The organism is Sphaerisporangium rufum, from assembly GCF_016863395.1.
In the GTDB taxonomy this organism is placed as follows: Bacteria; Actinomycetota; Actinomycetes; order Streptosporangiales; family Streptosporangiaceae; genus Sphaerisporangium; species Sphaerisporangium rufum.
On the sequence record NZ_BOOU01000071.1, the window covers coordinates 48,542 to 63,583 of the forward strand.

Below are 15,042 nucleotides of genomic sequence, written 5' to 3' on the forward strand. Positions count from 1 at the left end.
ACGACGACGTCGCTCGTCGCCGGGACCGCTCTCCTCGGAGCGGCGGTCCTCATACCGGTACAAAGCTTTTTGATCTTCTATGCGGGGGTGTTCGCTCTCCTTGGACTGACCGGGGTGGTGGTCATCGGCCTGGCCGCCACCGATCGCATCATCCTCTCCGTACGCCACCGCGTCTTCATGCAGGCCCTGCACCGGGCCATGGCGGTCTTCGCCGTGGGATTCCTCATCACGCACGTCGTGCTGCAGATCATGCGGCAGCGGGTGACCGGCGCGGACGCCGTACTGCCGTTCGCCGGCTCCGGCTTCGCGGTGGGCCTCGGCACGATCGCCGCGGACCTGATGATCCTGGTCGCGGCGACCGGCGCCTTCCGCGCCAAGTTCGTCGGCGGCAGGTTCCCGTGGATGTGGCGCGCGCTGCACGTGACGGCGTACGTGTCCTGGCCGGTGGCCATCGTGCACGGCCTCACCGCGGGCCGGTCCGCCGCCGACTGGGTCACGCTCAGCTACATCGCATCGCTGATCGTGGTGGCCCTCGGCGTGCTGATGCGCCTCATCGTCACCGTCGCGCCCAAGGAGGGCGCGCCCGGCATGGCCGTCCGGGCGGTGAACCTGGGCCGCAAGGCCGAGCCCATCCGGGTGGACGACGTCTTCGACGAGGAGTTCTGGACCACGTTGCGAAAAGAGGTACGGCGGTGAGCGCCGGTGTGCTGCAGGTCTTCCGGATCGGCCCCGGCCGGATCACGGCGGGCCTGGACAGCTCCCCGCGGCTGGACTACGACACCCACCGCCGGGTGCACGGGCAGCTTCCCCGGCTGCCGATCGACGACCTGATCGCGCTGGCCGAGCTCGGCGACCTGCGCGGACGCGGCGGCGCGGGCTTCCCGTTCGCCCGCAAGCTCCGCGCGGTGGTCGACTCGGCCGGCCGCCGCGGCGCGCCCATCACGGTGGTGGTCAACGCCACCGAGGGCGAGCCCGCGGCGCACAAGGACAAGATGATCCTCGCCAGGGCGCCGCACCTGATCCTGGACGGCGCCGACCTGGTGGCCCGGGCGCTGAACGCCCGGGAGATCGTGGTCGGCGTCGCGCACGGCGGTCCCGGCGAGCGCTCGCTGCTCAACGCGATCCACGAGCGCGGCATGACCGACTTCGTGCGGGTGGTCCGGATGCCCGACCGGTTCATCTCCGGTGAGGGCGGCGCCCTGGTGCGCGGCATCAACGGCGAGCGGCCCATCCCGCCCGGCCGCAAGGTCCGCTCCAGCGACAGCGGCGTGGGCGGCATGCCCACCATGCTGTCCAACGCCGAGACCTACTCCCAGCTCGCGCTGATGGCCATGCTCGGCGTGGACATGTACTCCTCGGTGGGGCTGCCGTCGGAGCCGGGCACGGTGATGCTGAGCGTCACCGGGTCGGCCAAGCGGCCCGCCGTGGTGGAGACGCCCACCGGCGTGCGGCTGCGCGAGGTGCTCGACCTGTGCGAGGCGACCATCGGGCAGGGCGTGCTGCTCGGCGGTTACCACGGCAAGTGGATGTCCGCCGAGGCGGTCGAGCGGGCCGAGGTCTCCCGGGCCGGCTTCGAGGCGCTCGGCGGCGCGCTCGGCGCGGGCATCGTGGTGCCGCTCGGCTGGGAGTCGTGCCCGCTGGGCGAGACCGCGCGGGTGGCCCGCTACATGGCCGGCCAGAGCGCCGGCCAGTGCGGGCCGTGCTACATGGGGCTGCCCGACCTCGCCCAGGCGTTCGGCGCGCTGGCCGACGGCAACGGGCACATCGAGGCGGTGCAGCGGGCCGCGGCGACGATGAAGGGCCGGGGGGCGTGCTCGCACCCGGACGGCACCTCGAAGTTCGTGCTGTCGGCGATCGACGTGTTCGCCGAGGACATCATGACCCACGCGGCGTACGGCACCTGCGGGCTGCCCACCAAGGGCGTCCTGCCGCTGCCGGTGGAGGCGTCGACCCGGGCCGCCGAGGCCCAGCTCATCCTGGACTGGTCGCGCTGCGAGGGGCACGGGCTCTGCTCGGTCATCGTCCCGGAGCTGATCACCCTCGACCAGCACGGCTACCCGGTGGTGAGCACCGCCTCGGTGCCGAACAACCTGGTGGGGGAGGCCCGGCGGGCGATCGAGATCTGCCCGGCCCTGGCCCTGCGCCTGACGCCGGCCCCGGCCGAGAAACGGGGCTGAGCCTGCCCGAGAAGCGGGGTCTGCCGGGAAGCGGGGCCGAGCCCGGACGGGCCACGGGCCCGGCCGCGACGGCGGCCGGGCCCGTGACGCCCGATGGCGGGAAGGAGTGCGGGCACGCCAGGGCGCACCCGCCGGCCAGGCGGCCTGTCCCGCCGCCCGGCGCCCCCTCGCCCGCCGCTCAGGCCACGGGGATGTCCAGCAGGTGGACGCCGTCGTCCCGGCGCACCTCGAAGCGCTTGATGTCCTTGAGCACCAGCGCCGTGCCGCCGGTCAGCGTCAGCGGCTCGGGGAAGCCGGGCACGCCGTACCCCTTGCCGGCGGCGACCTGCCAGCCGGACACCACGTCGGTGGCGCCGTTCTTGGACACCGCGATCAGGCTGCAGCGCTCCGGCCCGCGCACCCCGCTGAGCTGGAAGGACACCTCGGTTCCCCAGCTCTTGTTCACCAGGCCGACCGAGCCGCTCACCCCGGTCGCCGGGCCGGCGCCCTTGCGGAACACGTCCATGTCGCCCGGCGCGGGCGGCTGGGGCTGGGCGATCGGCGCGGACTGGGCCGTCCGCGGCCACAGCTGGGCGGTGACCGTTCCGGTGACCCCGATGACCACCGCCGCGGCGGCCGAAAGCAGCACGGCGCGCCGGCGGCGGTAGCGGGCCACCGCTACCTCGTCGATGTCCAGCCGCACCACCTGCTCCGACCCGGTGGCCGGCTCGGCGCGGCGCCGGCCGGTCGAGGCCGCCCGGTGGCCGCTGCCCGGCCGCGGGCCGGTGGCGCGCCGCGGGCCGGTCGTGTGCCGCGGGCCGGTCGTGGCCGGCCCGATCGGCTCGCCCGACCACAGGTCGCGCACCACGCCGTCCCCCAGGTGGGCGCCGTTCACGCCACCGAGGCGGGTGCCGTTGGTCTCCGGGGAAGGCGGCCGCGGGGTGCGGTCGGACAGCCCGGCGAACAGGCCGTCCTCCATCCGGTAGCCGTTCGTGTCCCGGGCCGTTCCGTTCACCGCACCCGGCGTGCCCGCAGCGCCCCGCTTGAGATGGTCCAGCTCGTCGGGGAGCTCGTACATCTCGATGAGCTCGCGCTGGCAGCTCGGGCAGTCGAGCAGATGGCGGTCGAACGCCTCGGAGTCCTCCTTGTTGAGGACACCGAGGATGTACGCCGCCACCTCGACGTGAGGGGGTGATCCTTCCATCAGACCGGTCACCCCCTCTCCTTCATCGTCTTCTTCAGGGCGCGAAGCGCGTAGTACACCCGGGACTTGACCGTCCCCGGCGGTACTCCCAGCACCTCGGCCGCCTCATTGATCGTACGGTCGTGGAGATAGGTCTGCACGAGCGCCTCCCGGTGTTCCTCCGAGAGGCGGTACAGAGCCTCCGATACCACCATCTTCGACAGCATCGGCTCCGAGCCGTCGGGGATGGCGACGGTGTCCAGGCGATCAGGCTCTACCTCCTGCGGGCGCACCGAACGCTGCCGGTGGGTGTCGATGACGATGCGGCGGGCCACCGTCATCAGCCACGCCCACAGCAGGCCGGGCTCCCGGTTGAGCTTGGCGGCGTTCCGCCAGGCGCGGAACACCGTCTCCTGTACGACATCTTCTGCCCATTGCTGGTCGCCTCCAGTCAGTCTGCGCACATTGCGGAGGAGGGGTCCGCCGTACTCGCGGTAGAGCGTCGCTACGAGCTGCTCTTCGGAGTCCTCGTGCGTCTCCTCCGGTAGGGACCGGACGCTGCGATGACGCTGCACAGGCACATGGTGGCAGCGGATCACCAGTCACGTGAGCAAATCTCGCAACTTCCGTAAAAAACCGAAAAATCGACAGGTGCGGTGAACCGCTGCCGCACCGGCGGCGTATTCCCTGCTGACAAGCGCGCCTTGGGGATCTGCGGGACACGGAAGGAAGAGGACATTCGGTGAACCTCCAACTCAGGCCGATGCGTCTGGTCGAAGTGCTCGCGGCGCTCGCCTTCCTGGTGATCGCCACGATCGCGGTCCTGACCATCGCCCCGAACGGCATCACCTCGGCGAGCGGCGACGCGGGGCAGTTCACCCAGACCCCGTCCGGCCCGCTCGGCCCCGCCGACCGGGACTTCCTGGTCAAGGTGCGCCAGGCCGGCCTGTGGGAGATCCCGAGCGGCCGGCAGGCGCAGCAGCGCGCGGGCAGCGCCCGCGTCAAGCAGGTCGGCCTCCAGCTGGTCGCCGACCACATCAAGCTCGACCAGCAGGTACGGGCCCTGGCCGCCAAGCTCGGCGTCGGGCTGCCGAACGTCCCCAACCCCGACCAGCAGGGCTGGATGGCCGAGCTGTCCACCAAGACCGGCGAGGACTACGACAAGACCTTCGCCGACCGGCTGCGCGCCGCGCACGGCAAGGTCTTCGCCGCCGTGTCCCTGGTGCGGGCCGGCACCAAGAACAACGAGATCCGCGCCTTCGCGCAGGTCGCGGTCGACGTGGTCATGAAGCACATGACCCTGCTGGAGAGCACCGGCAAGGTGGACTACGCCGCCCTGCCGACGCCCCCGCCTCCCTCCCCCAACCCCTCCAAATAGGGGAGAAAGGCGCGCGGGGCACCGCTTCACGAGTGCCACGGCGACCGCGACCGGCGCCGCTTCGAGGAGCCCCGGGACCGGCGGCCGATCGGCGGGGGATCCACCTCCCTCTCACCGATCGGCCGCCTCGGGGTTCCGCCTCACCCCGGTCCGTAGACGTCCCAGAGCTGTCCGACGAAGAACCTGCCGAACCGGGCGACCGCCGCGACGCCGTGCGGGCCCTCGGTCCGCAGGCTCTTCAACGTCGCGGCGAGATCCGTCGGCCGGATGTGCAGCGTGCCCGCACCGACGACCGTCGCCCCGCCGTCCCCGCCGTCCGGGACGTGACCCTCCAGTAGCGTGACGAAGAGGGTCGAGGTGTCCAGCCACAGCCGGGTGGGCGGCCCGTGGTGGACGTCCTTCCAGCCCGACAGCGTGCGGGCCCGGCCCGCCGCGTCGGTGAACCACAAGCGGTAGCGCATCTCCCGCCGGTCCGGCGTGCCGCCCGGCGCGAACAGGTTGAACCAGCCCCGCTCCACCGGCCGCCGCCCGCCCGCCAGGGCGGACTCCAGCCAGCCCTCCGCGCGGGCCGGATGCTCCGGCTCGGCCAGGAACCGGTCCACATCGGCGATGCCGATGGTCAGCCGGAACGACAGCCGGTCACCGGTCGACCGGCCGGTCATGTCGCCGGAGGCCGGATCGGTGACCCCCGGCGCGACGAACCCGCCCATCTCCTCGGTGAACGACAGCGACGTCCGCTCGGCGGGCGTCTCCGCCACCGGGCCGCTCGCCGCCGTGGCCGGGCCGAGGCCCACCTCACCGTCCGCTACCGTCATTCGCACACGTCCTTCTTCCCCACGCCGGGTCCAGGCCGGCGGTCTTTCCAGGAGCCGGGTGCACATCCGGTCGGCCAGCGCCGCGATCGTCAGCGACGGGTTGGCCCCCACCGGCCCCGGCAGGGCCGCGCCGTCGGCGATGTACAGCCCCGGGTGGTCGAACACCTCGCCGAAGGCGTCGCAGACGCCCTCACCGGGATGCCGTCCCATCGGTGCCCCGCCGAGCGGGTGCACCGTGATGACGCGCCTGCCGAGCCAGCCGGGCATCCCGGCGTGCTCGGCGCCCAGCACGTCGGAGACCCGGCGCATGGTCGCGCGCAGCCGGTCGAAGTGCGGCTCGCTGGCCGCCGAGTTCCACTGCACGTCCAGCCGGCCGTCGCGCAGCCGCAGCACCCCGTCCGGCACGTCGCGCCCCATGCCGAGCAGCGGCAGCGAGCTGCCGGACAGGTCACCGTCCCCGACCAGGCCGGCGATCTCCGCCGACAGGTTGGTGTCGTGGGTGACCAGCGCCCGGATCCGTTCGGCGATGAACCGCGCCGCGCGGGCGATCTCGTGGCGCACGTCCGCCCCCTCGACCAGCCAGTCGACGAACGAGGGGTAACCGCCGTCCTGGATGTAGGCGCCGCGCCCGCTCTCCCGGGTGCCGTCGGCGTCGTCGGCCAGCCGGATGGTGCTGGTGATCACCGGGCCGCGGCTGGCGTCGATGGTGCGGGTACGGCTGCGGTCCTTGGCCCGCAGCAGGAAGGTCAGCAGGTCGCCGTTGCCGGAGAACCGGCTGCCGAGCGTGCCGCTCAACCCCGGCAGCCCGGCCCGGCTGCGCAGCAGCAGGTACGTCGTGCCGTAGGTGCCGGCCGCCAGCACCAGCCGGTCGCAGGTGATGGTGTGCGAGCCGCCCGCCGGGTCGTGGCGGACGTAGTCGACGGCGTACCCGCCGGCCGGCCGGGCCCGGACCGCCCGCGCCTCGTGCAGCGTGCGCAGCTCGGCGCCGTGGTGCCGGGCGGCCGACAGGTAGGTGTGGTCCAGGCTGTTCTTGGCGCCGTCGTTACACCCCACGTCGCACTCCCCGCACAGCCGGCAGGTCCGGCGCGGCACCCCGTGCAGGTTGCCGTACGGCGCGGCGGCCAGCGGCAGGCCGATGCCCGGCGCCGCCCCGCGCGAGGGGGCGAAGCTGACGCCGAGCGGCGGCAGCGCCCACTCAAGGCCCAGCTCGGCGGCGGCGTCCTGCATGGCGCGGGTCTTCGGCGTGGCGTCGTAGCCCGGCTGCTCCAGCGGGTACGGCGTCGCGCCGATCATCTCCTCCACGGCGTCGTAGTGCGGGTCGAGGTCGGCTCGCGTCACCGGCCACGTCTCATACCCGCCGCGGGGCAGCGGCTCCTCGTGCACGAACCACTTCTCGTCCTTGCGCAGCAGGACGTTGGCGTAGATCAGCGAGCCGCCGCCGAGGCCGCTGCTCACCACCGAGTCGCAGCCGCCGAAGCTCCACACGTCGTACAGGCCGTAGAGGCCGGCCCGCGGATCCCAGAACGCGCCGCCCATCTCCGCGGGACTGCGCGGGAACGTGCCCGGCGGGTAGGGCCGGCCGCGCTCCAGCACGACGACCGACAGCCCGGCCTCCGCCAGCCGGTAGGCCGCCACCGCCCCGCCGAACCCCGACCCCACGACCACCGCGTTGTAATGAGAGGACATCGCTCAGCCCGAGTGGCGCTTGAGGAAGTCGAGGATGCGGGGGAAGACGTCCACGTGGGCGTTGCGGCCGATGAGCGGGTCGATGTGCCCGTAGCCGGGCAGGATCTGCAGCTCGTGCCGGCCGGGGGCGCGGGCGGACAGCTCCCGGTGGCAGACGATGTTGGAGTCGGTGAACACGTCGTTGTGGTCACCGGTGAGGAACAGCACCGGCGTGGGCACCGCGGCCGCGCCGGCCAGGTAGTCGTCCGGCAGCGCGGCGTGCGCCGGCTCGCCCGGGTCGCACTTGACCGCCCGGCCGGCCCGCACCATCCGGCCCACGTGCCGGTAGTAGCCGACGTCCGCGGCGCCGTTGAGGTCGGCGAGCCGTTCGTGGACGTGCGTGTCCGGGGCGAGGTTGCGGTGGCGGTACATCGCCGGGCGGCCGCTGCCCCACATGAAGCTCTGCATGTGGCAGGCCGGCTCGCGGCACTCCGGATGCAGGAAGGAGACCAGCCGCGCCAGCAGCCACCGGCGGGTGAGCGGCGGCGCGCCGGCGAACCGCGGGTCGATGTAGGAAAGGCCGAGCACGTGCTCCAGCAGCGCCGGGCCGGCGGCGAGCTTCATCCGGGCCCACGGGTGGACCCGCGGGGTCAGCCCGACGCTGTTGGCCACCATGCTGGTGATGCCGCCGACCGCTCCGCCGAACAGGCTCATCTGGAACGACACCGACCCCAGGCAGTGCGCGATGACGTGGATCCGCCGTGCCCCAACGTGACGGCGGAGCTCGCCCACCGCTGCCGGATGATCGAAGGCGGCGATGTCGTCCAGGGTGTGCCGCCGGGTCTCCATGTTGTACGGGAACCGGTTGCTCATCCGGAAATCGAGTGCCCACACGTCGCCGAAACCGTTCTCCAGCAGGTGGGTCACCAGGTTGCGGTGCTCCGGCATGACGAACATGTCGCTGGACGAGGTCAGCCCGTGGACCAGCAGGACGACGTCGTCGCACTCCCCTCCGCGGAAGCGCGTCAGCGTCAGCCCGAGCTCGTCCCCGGTCGAGAAAGGATGCACCGACACCTCGGCACCGGACACGCCCTCAAGCGTGAAACGCGGTATGCGGTGCGCCATGCTGACCGTCCCTGTGCTCGTGAACCCCGACCCAACAATGCCAAGTCACCGGGCCCGTTCGCATCAGTGAAAACCCGTACATCTCCGGCCCGCGGGCCTCAGCCGGGCCGGTGCAGCTTGGTGGCGGCGGCGACCCGCGACGAGACGCCGAGCTTGGCGAAGACGTGCGAAAGATGGGTCTCCACCGTGCGCACGCTCAGGAACAGCCGGTCGGCGATCTGCCCGTTGGTCAGCCCGGCGGCGACCAGCGCGGCGATCTCCTCCTCGCGGGGCGTCAGCCCGTGGGCACCGGTGCCGGGCCCGGCCGCCGGCCCGCCGTGGCCAGGGGCGACCCGCACGCCGAGCCGGCGCTGCTCGCGGACGGCCTGGCCGGCCAGCGCCCGCGCCCCGCACTCCCGGAACAGCTCGGCCGCCGCGCGCAGCCGCTCGCGGGCCGTCCGGCGGTCGCCGGCCTCGCCGTGCGCCAGCCCGGCGGCCAGCAGCGCCCGGCCGGCGTCCAGCCGGCGCTCGGCGGCGGCCAGCAGTCCCGCCGCTTCTTCGGCCAGCGCGGCGGCGGCGCCCGGGTCGCCGCCGCGCAGCGCGTGCGCGCGGGCCAGCGGCACCAGGCCGGCGAACGCCGGCAGCAACGGGTCGGCCAGCGCGGCCACCCGGTCGGCCCAGGCCTCGGCCTCGGCGGGCCGGCCCTGCGCGGCGGCCGCCCCGCCGAGCAGCTCGTAGCTGGCCAGCAGGGTGCCGTGGTCCATCCGGGGGGTGGCGGCGCCGGCCTCCCCGCACGCCTCCAGCAGCCGCTCGGTCGCCTCCTCCGGGCGGCCCGCCGCGGCCAGCGCCACCCCCAGCGCCTGGCGCGCCATGGTGCCCCAGACCTCGCCGCCGCCGACACCGGCCCGGACGGCCTCCTCGCCGGCGCTGACGGCGGCGCCTGAGTCCCCCGACAGCGCCGCGGCCAGGCACAGCTGGGTGAGCGCGAAGACGAGCTGCTGCCCGGAGTTCAGCAGCCGCGCGCCCTCCACCGACTCCTCGGCGGTCTCCAGCGCCTCGGGCAGCCGGCCCAGCACGACCAGAGTGCGGGCCCGGCCGGCGAGCAGGTTGGTGAGGATGTAGGTCTGCCCGGTGGCGCGGGCGACGGCCTCGGCCCGGTCGAAGTGCCGCAGCGCCGCCGAGCAGCGCCCAAGGTAGGTCTCGGCCCAGCACAGCCAGGCGACCGCGTCCAGCCACTCGGCCAGATGGTCGTCCAGCGCCACGCCGACCAGCCGGTCGGCGGCGTCCGCGCTGCGCAGCGCCTCGGCCACCCGTCCGGCCGCGTACGCCGGCATCGGGCGCAGCGCCGCCACCGCCATCGCGATGCCCGGCTCCCAGTCGTCGGCGGAGTCGGGCATCAGGTCGAGCACGGCCTGCGCGGCGCGGAAGTCCACCCGCATCATGCTCTCGGCGACCAGCCGCATGCGCAGCGGGACGGCCTCGGCGGCCCGCGGATCGGGCATCCGGCGCAGCTCGTCCAGCAGCAGCGCCCGCGCCTCGTGCGGGCGGTCGAGCTGGCGTTCCATCAGCGCGCAGATGCGCGCGGCCCGCGCCCGGCGGGCGTGGTCGCCAGGGGGCAGCAGCCGCAGCAGCTCGCGCGCGGTGTCGCGGCCCTCGACCAGCCGGCCGCTCACGCCCTGCGCCCGGCTCAGCTCCATGAGCAGCTCCAGCCGCTCCTCCAGCGTGGCCGGCTCGTCGGGCATCAGGTCCAGCGCCTTGCGCAGCCAGTGCGCCGCGGTGACCGGGGCCTGCGGGGCCACGGCCCGGGCCGCCTCGACCAGCGTGGCCGCCGCCCGCCGGTCACCGAAGGAACCGGCCCGCTCGTAGTGCCGGGCCCGTACCGTGGCCGGCGCGCCGAGCTCGGCCAGCCGGGCCGCCAGCCGGCCGTGCGCGGCGAGCCGCCAGCCCGCCGCCGCCGACTCGTAGACGGCCTGGCGGACCAGCGGGTGGCGGAACCGGAACCGTCCGCCCGCCGCCGCGCGGACGATGTCCCGGGCGACCAGCTCGTTGAGCGCATCCAGCGCCGCCGCCGGCTCGACCTGCGCGGCCACCGCGGCGAGCGCGGGTTCGAACTCGTCGGCGGTGACCGCCGCGGCCTGGGCGACCAGCAGCGAGGCGGGCGACAGGTCGCCCAGCTCGACCCGCAGCGCGGCGCGGACCGTCGCCGGCAGGTCGTCCACCTCCAGCCGGCTCATCCGGGCCAGGGCCTCCAGGTAGAACGGGTTGCCGCCGCTCGCCTCGTACAGCGCGCGGGCCCGGGCCCGGTTGACCCCGGGGCCGAGGAACGCCTCGACCTCGGCCAGGTCCAGCGGCCCCACGGTGACCTGGTTCCCGTACCCGCCCGCGATGTGCGCCAGCGCCGCCACCCGGGGGGTCACCTGCGCGGGCCGGTAGGCCAGGGTGACCAGGACCGGGCCGCGCGGCGGGTGGCGCACCAGGTGGTCGAGGAACTCGGCGGAGCCGTCGTCGGCCCAGTGCACGTCGTCGAGGATCAGCGCCAGCCCGCCAGGGGCGGCCAGCTCGTCGATGAGCTGGCGCAGCGCCCGGTAGAGGCGGTAACGCACCATCCCGCTCCGGTCGCCGGGGCCGGCGTCCGGCTCGGGATGGGGTGCCTTGGCGGCCAGCGCGGGGAAGACCGTCGCCAGCCGGCGGGCCTGCGCCGGATCCAGCCGCCCGGCCAGCTCGTCGCACCGTGCCTCCAGATGGTCGTCCAGCGCGTCGACCAGCGCGCTGAACGGCATGAGCTGCTCGAACTCCGCGGCCCGCCCCCACAGCGGGGTGAGCCCGTGCTCGCGGGCGATCGTGGCCAGCTCGGCGAGCAGCCGGGTCTTGCCCGCCCCGGGCTCGCCGGCCACCGTCAGCAGCCGGAACCCGTGCTCGCGGGTGGCGCCCACCGTCGCGGCGAAGGCGTCGAGGGCGTCCCGGCGGCCGACCAGGGTGCCGGGCGCCGCCGTGACCCCGTTCCCGGGTCGCAGCGTCTCACGACTCTTCATCTCGTAACCCCACAGCGCGACGGAACACCACGGACGGCGGCGCCGCAACCTGGTTTCCGCGAGGCCCGCACCGGCTCGCGAGGAGTCGCGGTGCACGCGCCGGGGCCGCCGCCGGCCGGCGGCCGATCCGTCCCGGGCACCGGGCGGTGGCGGGAGCCGATCGGCCCGATCGGCCGCGTTCCGCCAAAGTTACGCAGCGCCGGCCGCTCCTGGCTAGCTCCGTGCCGGCTCTGTACGAGGATTGTGACCGACCGCTTCCCCGGCGCGGCCGGGGTTCGCGGCCCTCGCCGGGGGAGTTCCGGCCGGGGTGCGGGCGGGCAGGGCGCGCAGGCCGAGCACGGCCACCTCGCACCCCCGGCGGGCCGCCGCCCACATGGCCTCGGGGGGTTCGCCGCGGTCGCGGCACGACATCGCGGCCAGCTTGGCGGCGCCGACGAAGGCCCCGACCGCCGCGGCGGCGTCGATGTGGTCGAGCTCGTCGGGGCAGGCGCGCAGCAGGGCGGCGGCCAGCTCGTGCTGGACGCCGAACATCACCTGGACCAGCCGGGCCTGCAGCGCGGGCTCGGACATCACCAGCCGGCCGCGCGCCTCCAGCAACTCCATGGCCAGCCGGGTGTCCTCCTCCGCCGGGCTGTCGCCGGCGTGGGCGAGCGTCGCCTCGCCGACCCGCAACAGCAGGTCGGCCACCGGCTCGCCGGGGCGCCGGGTCGCCATCACCGCCAGCGCCCGCTCGACGCGGGAGCGGACGTCGAAGAAGACCACGTCCTCCTTGCCCGCGAAGTAGCTGAAGAAGGTGCGGGTCGACACCTCGGCCGCCGCGGCGATCTCGGCCAGCGTCGTCTCGGCGTAGCCCTTGCTCTCGAACAGCCGCACCGCCGCCTCGATCAGGGCGTGCCGGGTGCGCCGCTTCTTGCGCTCGCGAAGGCCGGGGTCGGGCATGCCATGAGTTTACGACATCGGCTCCTTAATTTCACCCGTTGCAAAATCGGAGAGGGTACTGTTTTAGTAAGCAGCAGGAAGACGTTCGGTTTCGAAGGCTGTCAAGTCCAAGGAGCGCGTCATGACCCAGGCCATGCCCCAACCGGTGACCCTGCCGATGACGAGGGAGAGGCCGCTCGATCCCCCCGAGGATCTCGGCAGATGGCGCGAGGAGGGGCCGATCCGGCCGCTGCTGTACGCCGACGGGCATGTGGGCTGGCTGGTCACCGGATACGCGGCCGCCCGCGCGGTGCTCGCCGACCCGCGCTTCAGCACCCGGGTGGAGCTGATGCACCCGCCGTTCCCGCAGCGGCTGCGCCAGGCGCAGATCAAGCCGCGCCCCGGGTTCTTCCTGCGCGAGGACCCGCCCGAGCACACCCGCTTCCGCCGGCTGCTCACCGGGCAGTTCACCGTCCGGCGGATGAAGCTGCTCGAACCGCGGATCGCGAAGATCACCGAGGACCGGCTGGACGAGATGGAACGGCTCGGCCCGCCGGCCGACCTGGTGCAGGCGTTCGCCCTGCCGATCCCGTCCCTGGTCATCTGCGAGCTGCTCGGCGTGCCCTACGACGACCATGAGCGGTTCCAGCGCGACTCCTCCATCCTGCTCAGCCTCGAATCCTCCATCGAAGAGATCACCGCCGCCATCGACGGGCTGACCGACTACCTGGCCGAGCTGGTGCGCCGCAAGCGGGCGGAGCCGGGGGACGACCTGATCAGCGGGCTGGTCGCCTCCGGCGAGCTGACCGAGGAGGAGATCACCGGCGTCGCGGTGCTGCTGCTGGTCGCCGGGCACGAGACGACGGCCAACATGCTGTCCCTCGGCACGTTCACCCTGCTGAACGCGCCGGCGCAGCTGGCCGCGCTGCGCGAGGACCCCTCGCTGGCGGAGAGCACGGTGGAGGAGCTGATGCGCTACCTCACCGTCATCCACCTCGGCCCGATCCGCACCGCGCTGGAGGACGTCGAGGTGGCGGGCGAGACGGTGCGCAAGGGACAGTCCGTCACGATCGCCCTCGGCGCCGCCAACCGCGACCCCGGGCGCTTCGAGTCGCCCGATACGCTGGACATCAGGCGGCAGGCCATGGGGCACCTGTCCTTCGGGCACGGCGTCCACCAGTGCCTCGGCCAGCAGCTGGCCCGCATCGAGATGCGCATCGCCTATCCGGCGCTGCTGCGGCGGTTCCCGGGCCTGCGGCTCGCCGTCCCCGCCGATCAGGTCGAGATGCGGTCCAACATGGCGATCTACGGCGTTCACCGGCTGCCGGTCGCCTGGTAGGAGGTCCACCGGCAATGTTGATCAACGCGGACACCGGGCGGTGCATCGGCGCGGGCATGTGCGCCCTCACCGCCCCGGAGGTGTTCGACCAGAGCGAGGACGACGGCACCGTCGTGGTCCTGGACGCCGAGCCCGGCCCCGAGCGGGCGGCGGCCGTCCGCCGGGCCGTCCAGGTGTGCCCGTCGGGGGCGCTGTCCCTGGCCGGCGCGCCGGCGACCGGCTGAGCACGAAAGGCCGGGACGGCGGGCCCGCCCCGCCGCCCCGGCCGTTCGCGGCGCCCCGGCCGGGCGTCGGGGCCGGAACGCCACGCCTCTCGCCGTCAGGCCGGCGGCGGCACGAAGGCGTCGTAGGCCGACTCGGCCGGCATGGAGTGGCCGGAGGGCATCTGGTGGTCCGCCGGCATCGGGGTACCGGAGGACATCTGGTGGCCGGGCGGCATCTGATGCCCGGAGGGCATCTGGTGGTCCGGTGGCATCGGCGCGCCGGAGGGCATCTGGTGGCCGCCGTCGCGCAGCGTGCCGCCGATCGCGGCCCGGAACGGCTCCAGCATCTGGCGGGTGTTGCCGACGACGATCCACCGGGGACCGATCAGGTAGGCCCCGCCGTAGTCCACCGCGTCCGCCAGCCACTGATCCCTGCCGGTCTCGGTGGCGAACGTCGTGACCGAGAAGCCGCCGCCGTTCGCCGTGCGGCACATGCCTTGCCGCAGCTCGGCCGCGTTCACCAGGATCGACGGCTTGGCGCACCCGATGCGCCCGGCGATCTGCTCGACGGTCGAGGGGGCGGCGGCGGCGCCGCGCGCGGTCCCGCACCCGCCGAGCAGGCCGAGCGCCAGTACGGCGCCGAGCGACGCGGCGGTGCGGCGGGCGGGCCCGGCGTGGCGGGGACGTTCCATCTCTTCACTCCCATCCGGCGTGCCGGCCCGGGTTCCTGCGGCACGCTCCCAGATACGGCGCTCCCCGCGCCCCGGTTCAGCGTCGCGGCGGGTCAGGACGTGGTCTCCACGGTGCCGCCGAGCGTGGCGCTGAACGACTGCAGCAGGGCCGCGTCGTTGCCCGAGATCACCCAGCGGGTGCCGACCAGGTAGTTGCCGCCCCACTTCTTGGCCTCCGTCAGCCAGTCCGTCTTGCCTTGGTCGGTGGAGAAGGTCACCAGGACGTACTGTCCCTGGTCGGTCTGGCAGGCCGCCTGGCGCAGTTCCTCGGCCTCGGTCTGGATCTGCGGCTTCTTGCAGCCCGTCTTGGTGGCCAGCTGCTTGATCGTGGCCGGCGGGCCGGGGTCGGCGGCGGGTACCGCCGCGCCCGCCGCGGCCAGGCCGGCCTGGGCCGGCTGGTCCTCGCCGCCACCGCACGCCGTGGCGAGGGTGAGGGCGAGCACGGAGCCGGCGAGTGCGGTCACCCGCGTGGCGGTGCGTCGTCCCATGGCTGATCTCCCATCACTGTCCAGCGGATG

General features: G+C 74.1%; 13 protein-coding genes. 5 read left to right on the plus strand and 8 right to left on the minus strand.

Going from position 1 to position 15,042, the window contains the following annotated elements:
• Nucleotides 1-87: 87 nt before the first annotated feature.
• Both Sru01_RS26350 and Sru01_RS26355 read left to right on the plus strand, forming a co-directional pair.
• On the plus strand, nucleotides 88-696 hold the full coding sequence (locus tag Sru01_RS26350) for a hypothetical protein (RefSeq protein WP_203990866.1): 609 nt from the start codon (nucleotides 88-90) through the stop codon (nucleotides 694-696).
• Nucleotides 693-2,177, plus strand: a complete 1,485-nt coding sequence (locus Sru01_RS26355; RefSeq protein WP_239137753.1) for an NADH-quinone oxidoreductase subunit NuoF family protein — start codon at nucleotides 693-695, stop codon at nucleotides 2,175-2,177. Before Sru01_RS26350 ends, Sru01_RS26355 begins: the two co-directional genes overlap by 4 nt.
• A gap of 178 nt (nucleotides 2,178-2,355) precedes the next feature.
• Here Sru01_RS26355 and Sru01_RS26360 read toward each other — a convergent pair whose 3' ends face one another.
• Together Sru01_RS26360 and Sru01_RS26365 are read right to left on the minus strand one after the other, a co-directional pair.
• Nucleotides 2,356-3,372 carry an anti-sigma factor family protein gene (locus Sru01_RS26360; RefSeq protein WP_203990869.1) on the minus strand — a complete coding sequence of 339 codons (1,017 nt, stop codon included), beginning with the start codon at nucleotides 3,370-3,372 and terminating at the stop codon, nucleotides 2,356-2,358.
• On the minus strand, nucleotides 3,369-3,914 hold the full coding sequence (locus Sru01_RS26365; RefSeq protein WP_203990872.1) for a sigma-70 family RNA polymerase sigma factor: 546 nt from the start codon (nucleotides 3,912-3,914) through the stop codon (nucleotides 3,369-3,371). Before Sru01_RS26365 ends, Sru01_RS26360 begins: the two co-directional genes overlap by 4 nt.
• Nucleotides 3,915-4,102: 188 nt before the next feature.
• Between Sru01_RS26365 and Sru01_RS26370 the strand changes: the two genes are divergently transcribed.
• Nucleotides 4,103-4,717 (plus strand): DUF4142 domain-containing protein, encoded by a 615-nt coding sequence (locus tag Sru01_RS26370; RefSeq protein WP_203990875.1) that lies wholly within the window; start codon nucleotides 4,103-4,105, stop codon nucleotides 4,715-4,717.
• A gap of 140 nt (nucleotides 4,718-4,857) precedes the next feature.
• On the opposite strand, the gene Sru01_RS26375 is transcribed toward Sru01_RS26370, so the two are convergent.
• The 4 genes from Sru01_RS26375 to Sru01_RS26390 all read right to left on the minus strand — a co-directional run bounded on the left by Sru01_RS26375 (nucleotide 4,858) and on the right by Sru01_RS26390 (nucleotide 12,272).
• Complete coding sequence (locus Sru01_RS26375) at nucleotides 4,858-7,218, minus strand: GMC oxidoreductase (protein ID WP_203990878.1); 2,361 nt, start codon at nucleotides 7,216-7,218, stop codon at nucleotides 4,858-4,860.
• 3 nt (nucleotides 7,219-7,221) lie between these two features.
• Nucleotides 7,222-8,286 carry an alpha/beta fold hydrolase gene (locus Sru01_RS26380; protein ID WP_239137754.1) on the minus strand — a complete coding sequence of 355 codons (1,065 nt, stop codon included), beginning with the start codon at nucleotides 8,284-8,286 and terminating at the stop codon, nucleotides 7,222-7,224.
• Between the two features lie 134 nt (nucleotides 8,287-8,420).
• The gene (locus Sru01_RS26385) at nucleotides 8,421-11,333 is read right to left on the minus strand and encodes a helix-turn-helix transcriptional regulator (RefSeq protein ID WP_203990884.1); all 2,913 of its coding nucleotides are present in this window, start codon (nucleotides 11,331-11,333) and stop codon (nucleotides 8,421-8,423) included.
• 213 nt (nucleotides 11,334-11,546) lie between these two features.
• Nucleotides 11,547-12,272, minus strand: a complete 726-nt coding sequence (locus Sru01_RS26390) for a TetR/AcrR family transcriptional regulator (protein ID WP_203990887.1) — start codon at nucleotides 12,270-12,272, stop codon at nucleotides 11,547-11,549.
• A 121-nt stretch (nucleotides 12,273-12,393) separates the two neighbouring features.
• Between Sru01_RS26390 and Sru01_RS26395 the strand changes: the two genes are divergently transcribed.
• Together Sru01_RS26395 and Sru01_RS26400 are read left to right on the plus strand one after the other, a co-directional pair.
• Complete coding sequence (locus Sru01_RS26395; RefSeq protein ID WP_203990891.1) at nucleotides 12,394-13,590, plus strand: cytochrome P450; 1,197 nt, start codon at nucleotides 12,394-12,396, stop codon at nucleotides 13,588-13,590.
• A 14-nt stretch (nucleotides 13,591-13,604) separates the two neighbouring features.
• Complete coding sequence (locus Sru01_RS26400; protein WP_203990894.1) at nucleotides 13,605-13,814, plus strand: ferredoxin; 210 nt, start codon at nucleotides 13,605-13,607, stop codon at nucleotides 13,812-13,814.
• Between the two features lie 95 nt (nucleotides 13,815-13,909).
• Here Sru01_RS26400 and Sru01_RS26405 read toward each other — a convergent pair whose 3' ends face one another.
• Both Sru01_RS26405 and Sru01_RS26410 read right to left on the minus strand, forming a co-directional pair.
• Nucleotides 13,910-14,485: a hypothetical protein gene (locus Sru01_RS26405; RefSeq protein ID WP_203990897.1), complete on the minus strand. Its 576-nt coding sequence runs from the start codon at nucleotides 14,483-14,485 to the stop codon at nucleotides 13,910-13,912.
• A gap of 92 nt (nucleotides 14,486-14,577) precedes the next feature.
• A complete protein-coding gene (locus tag Sru01_RS26410; RefSeq protein ID WP_203990900.1) occupies nucleotides 14,578-15,012 on the minus strand; it encodes a hypothetical protein in 435 nt (144 codons plus the stop codon).
• Between the last annotated feature and the right edge of the window lie 30 nt (nucleotides 15,013-15,042).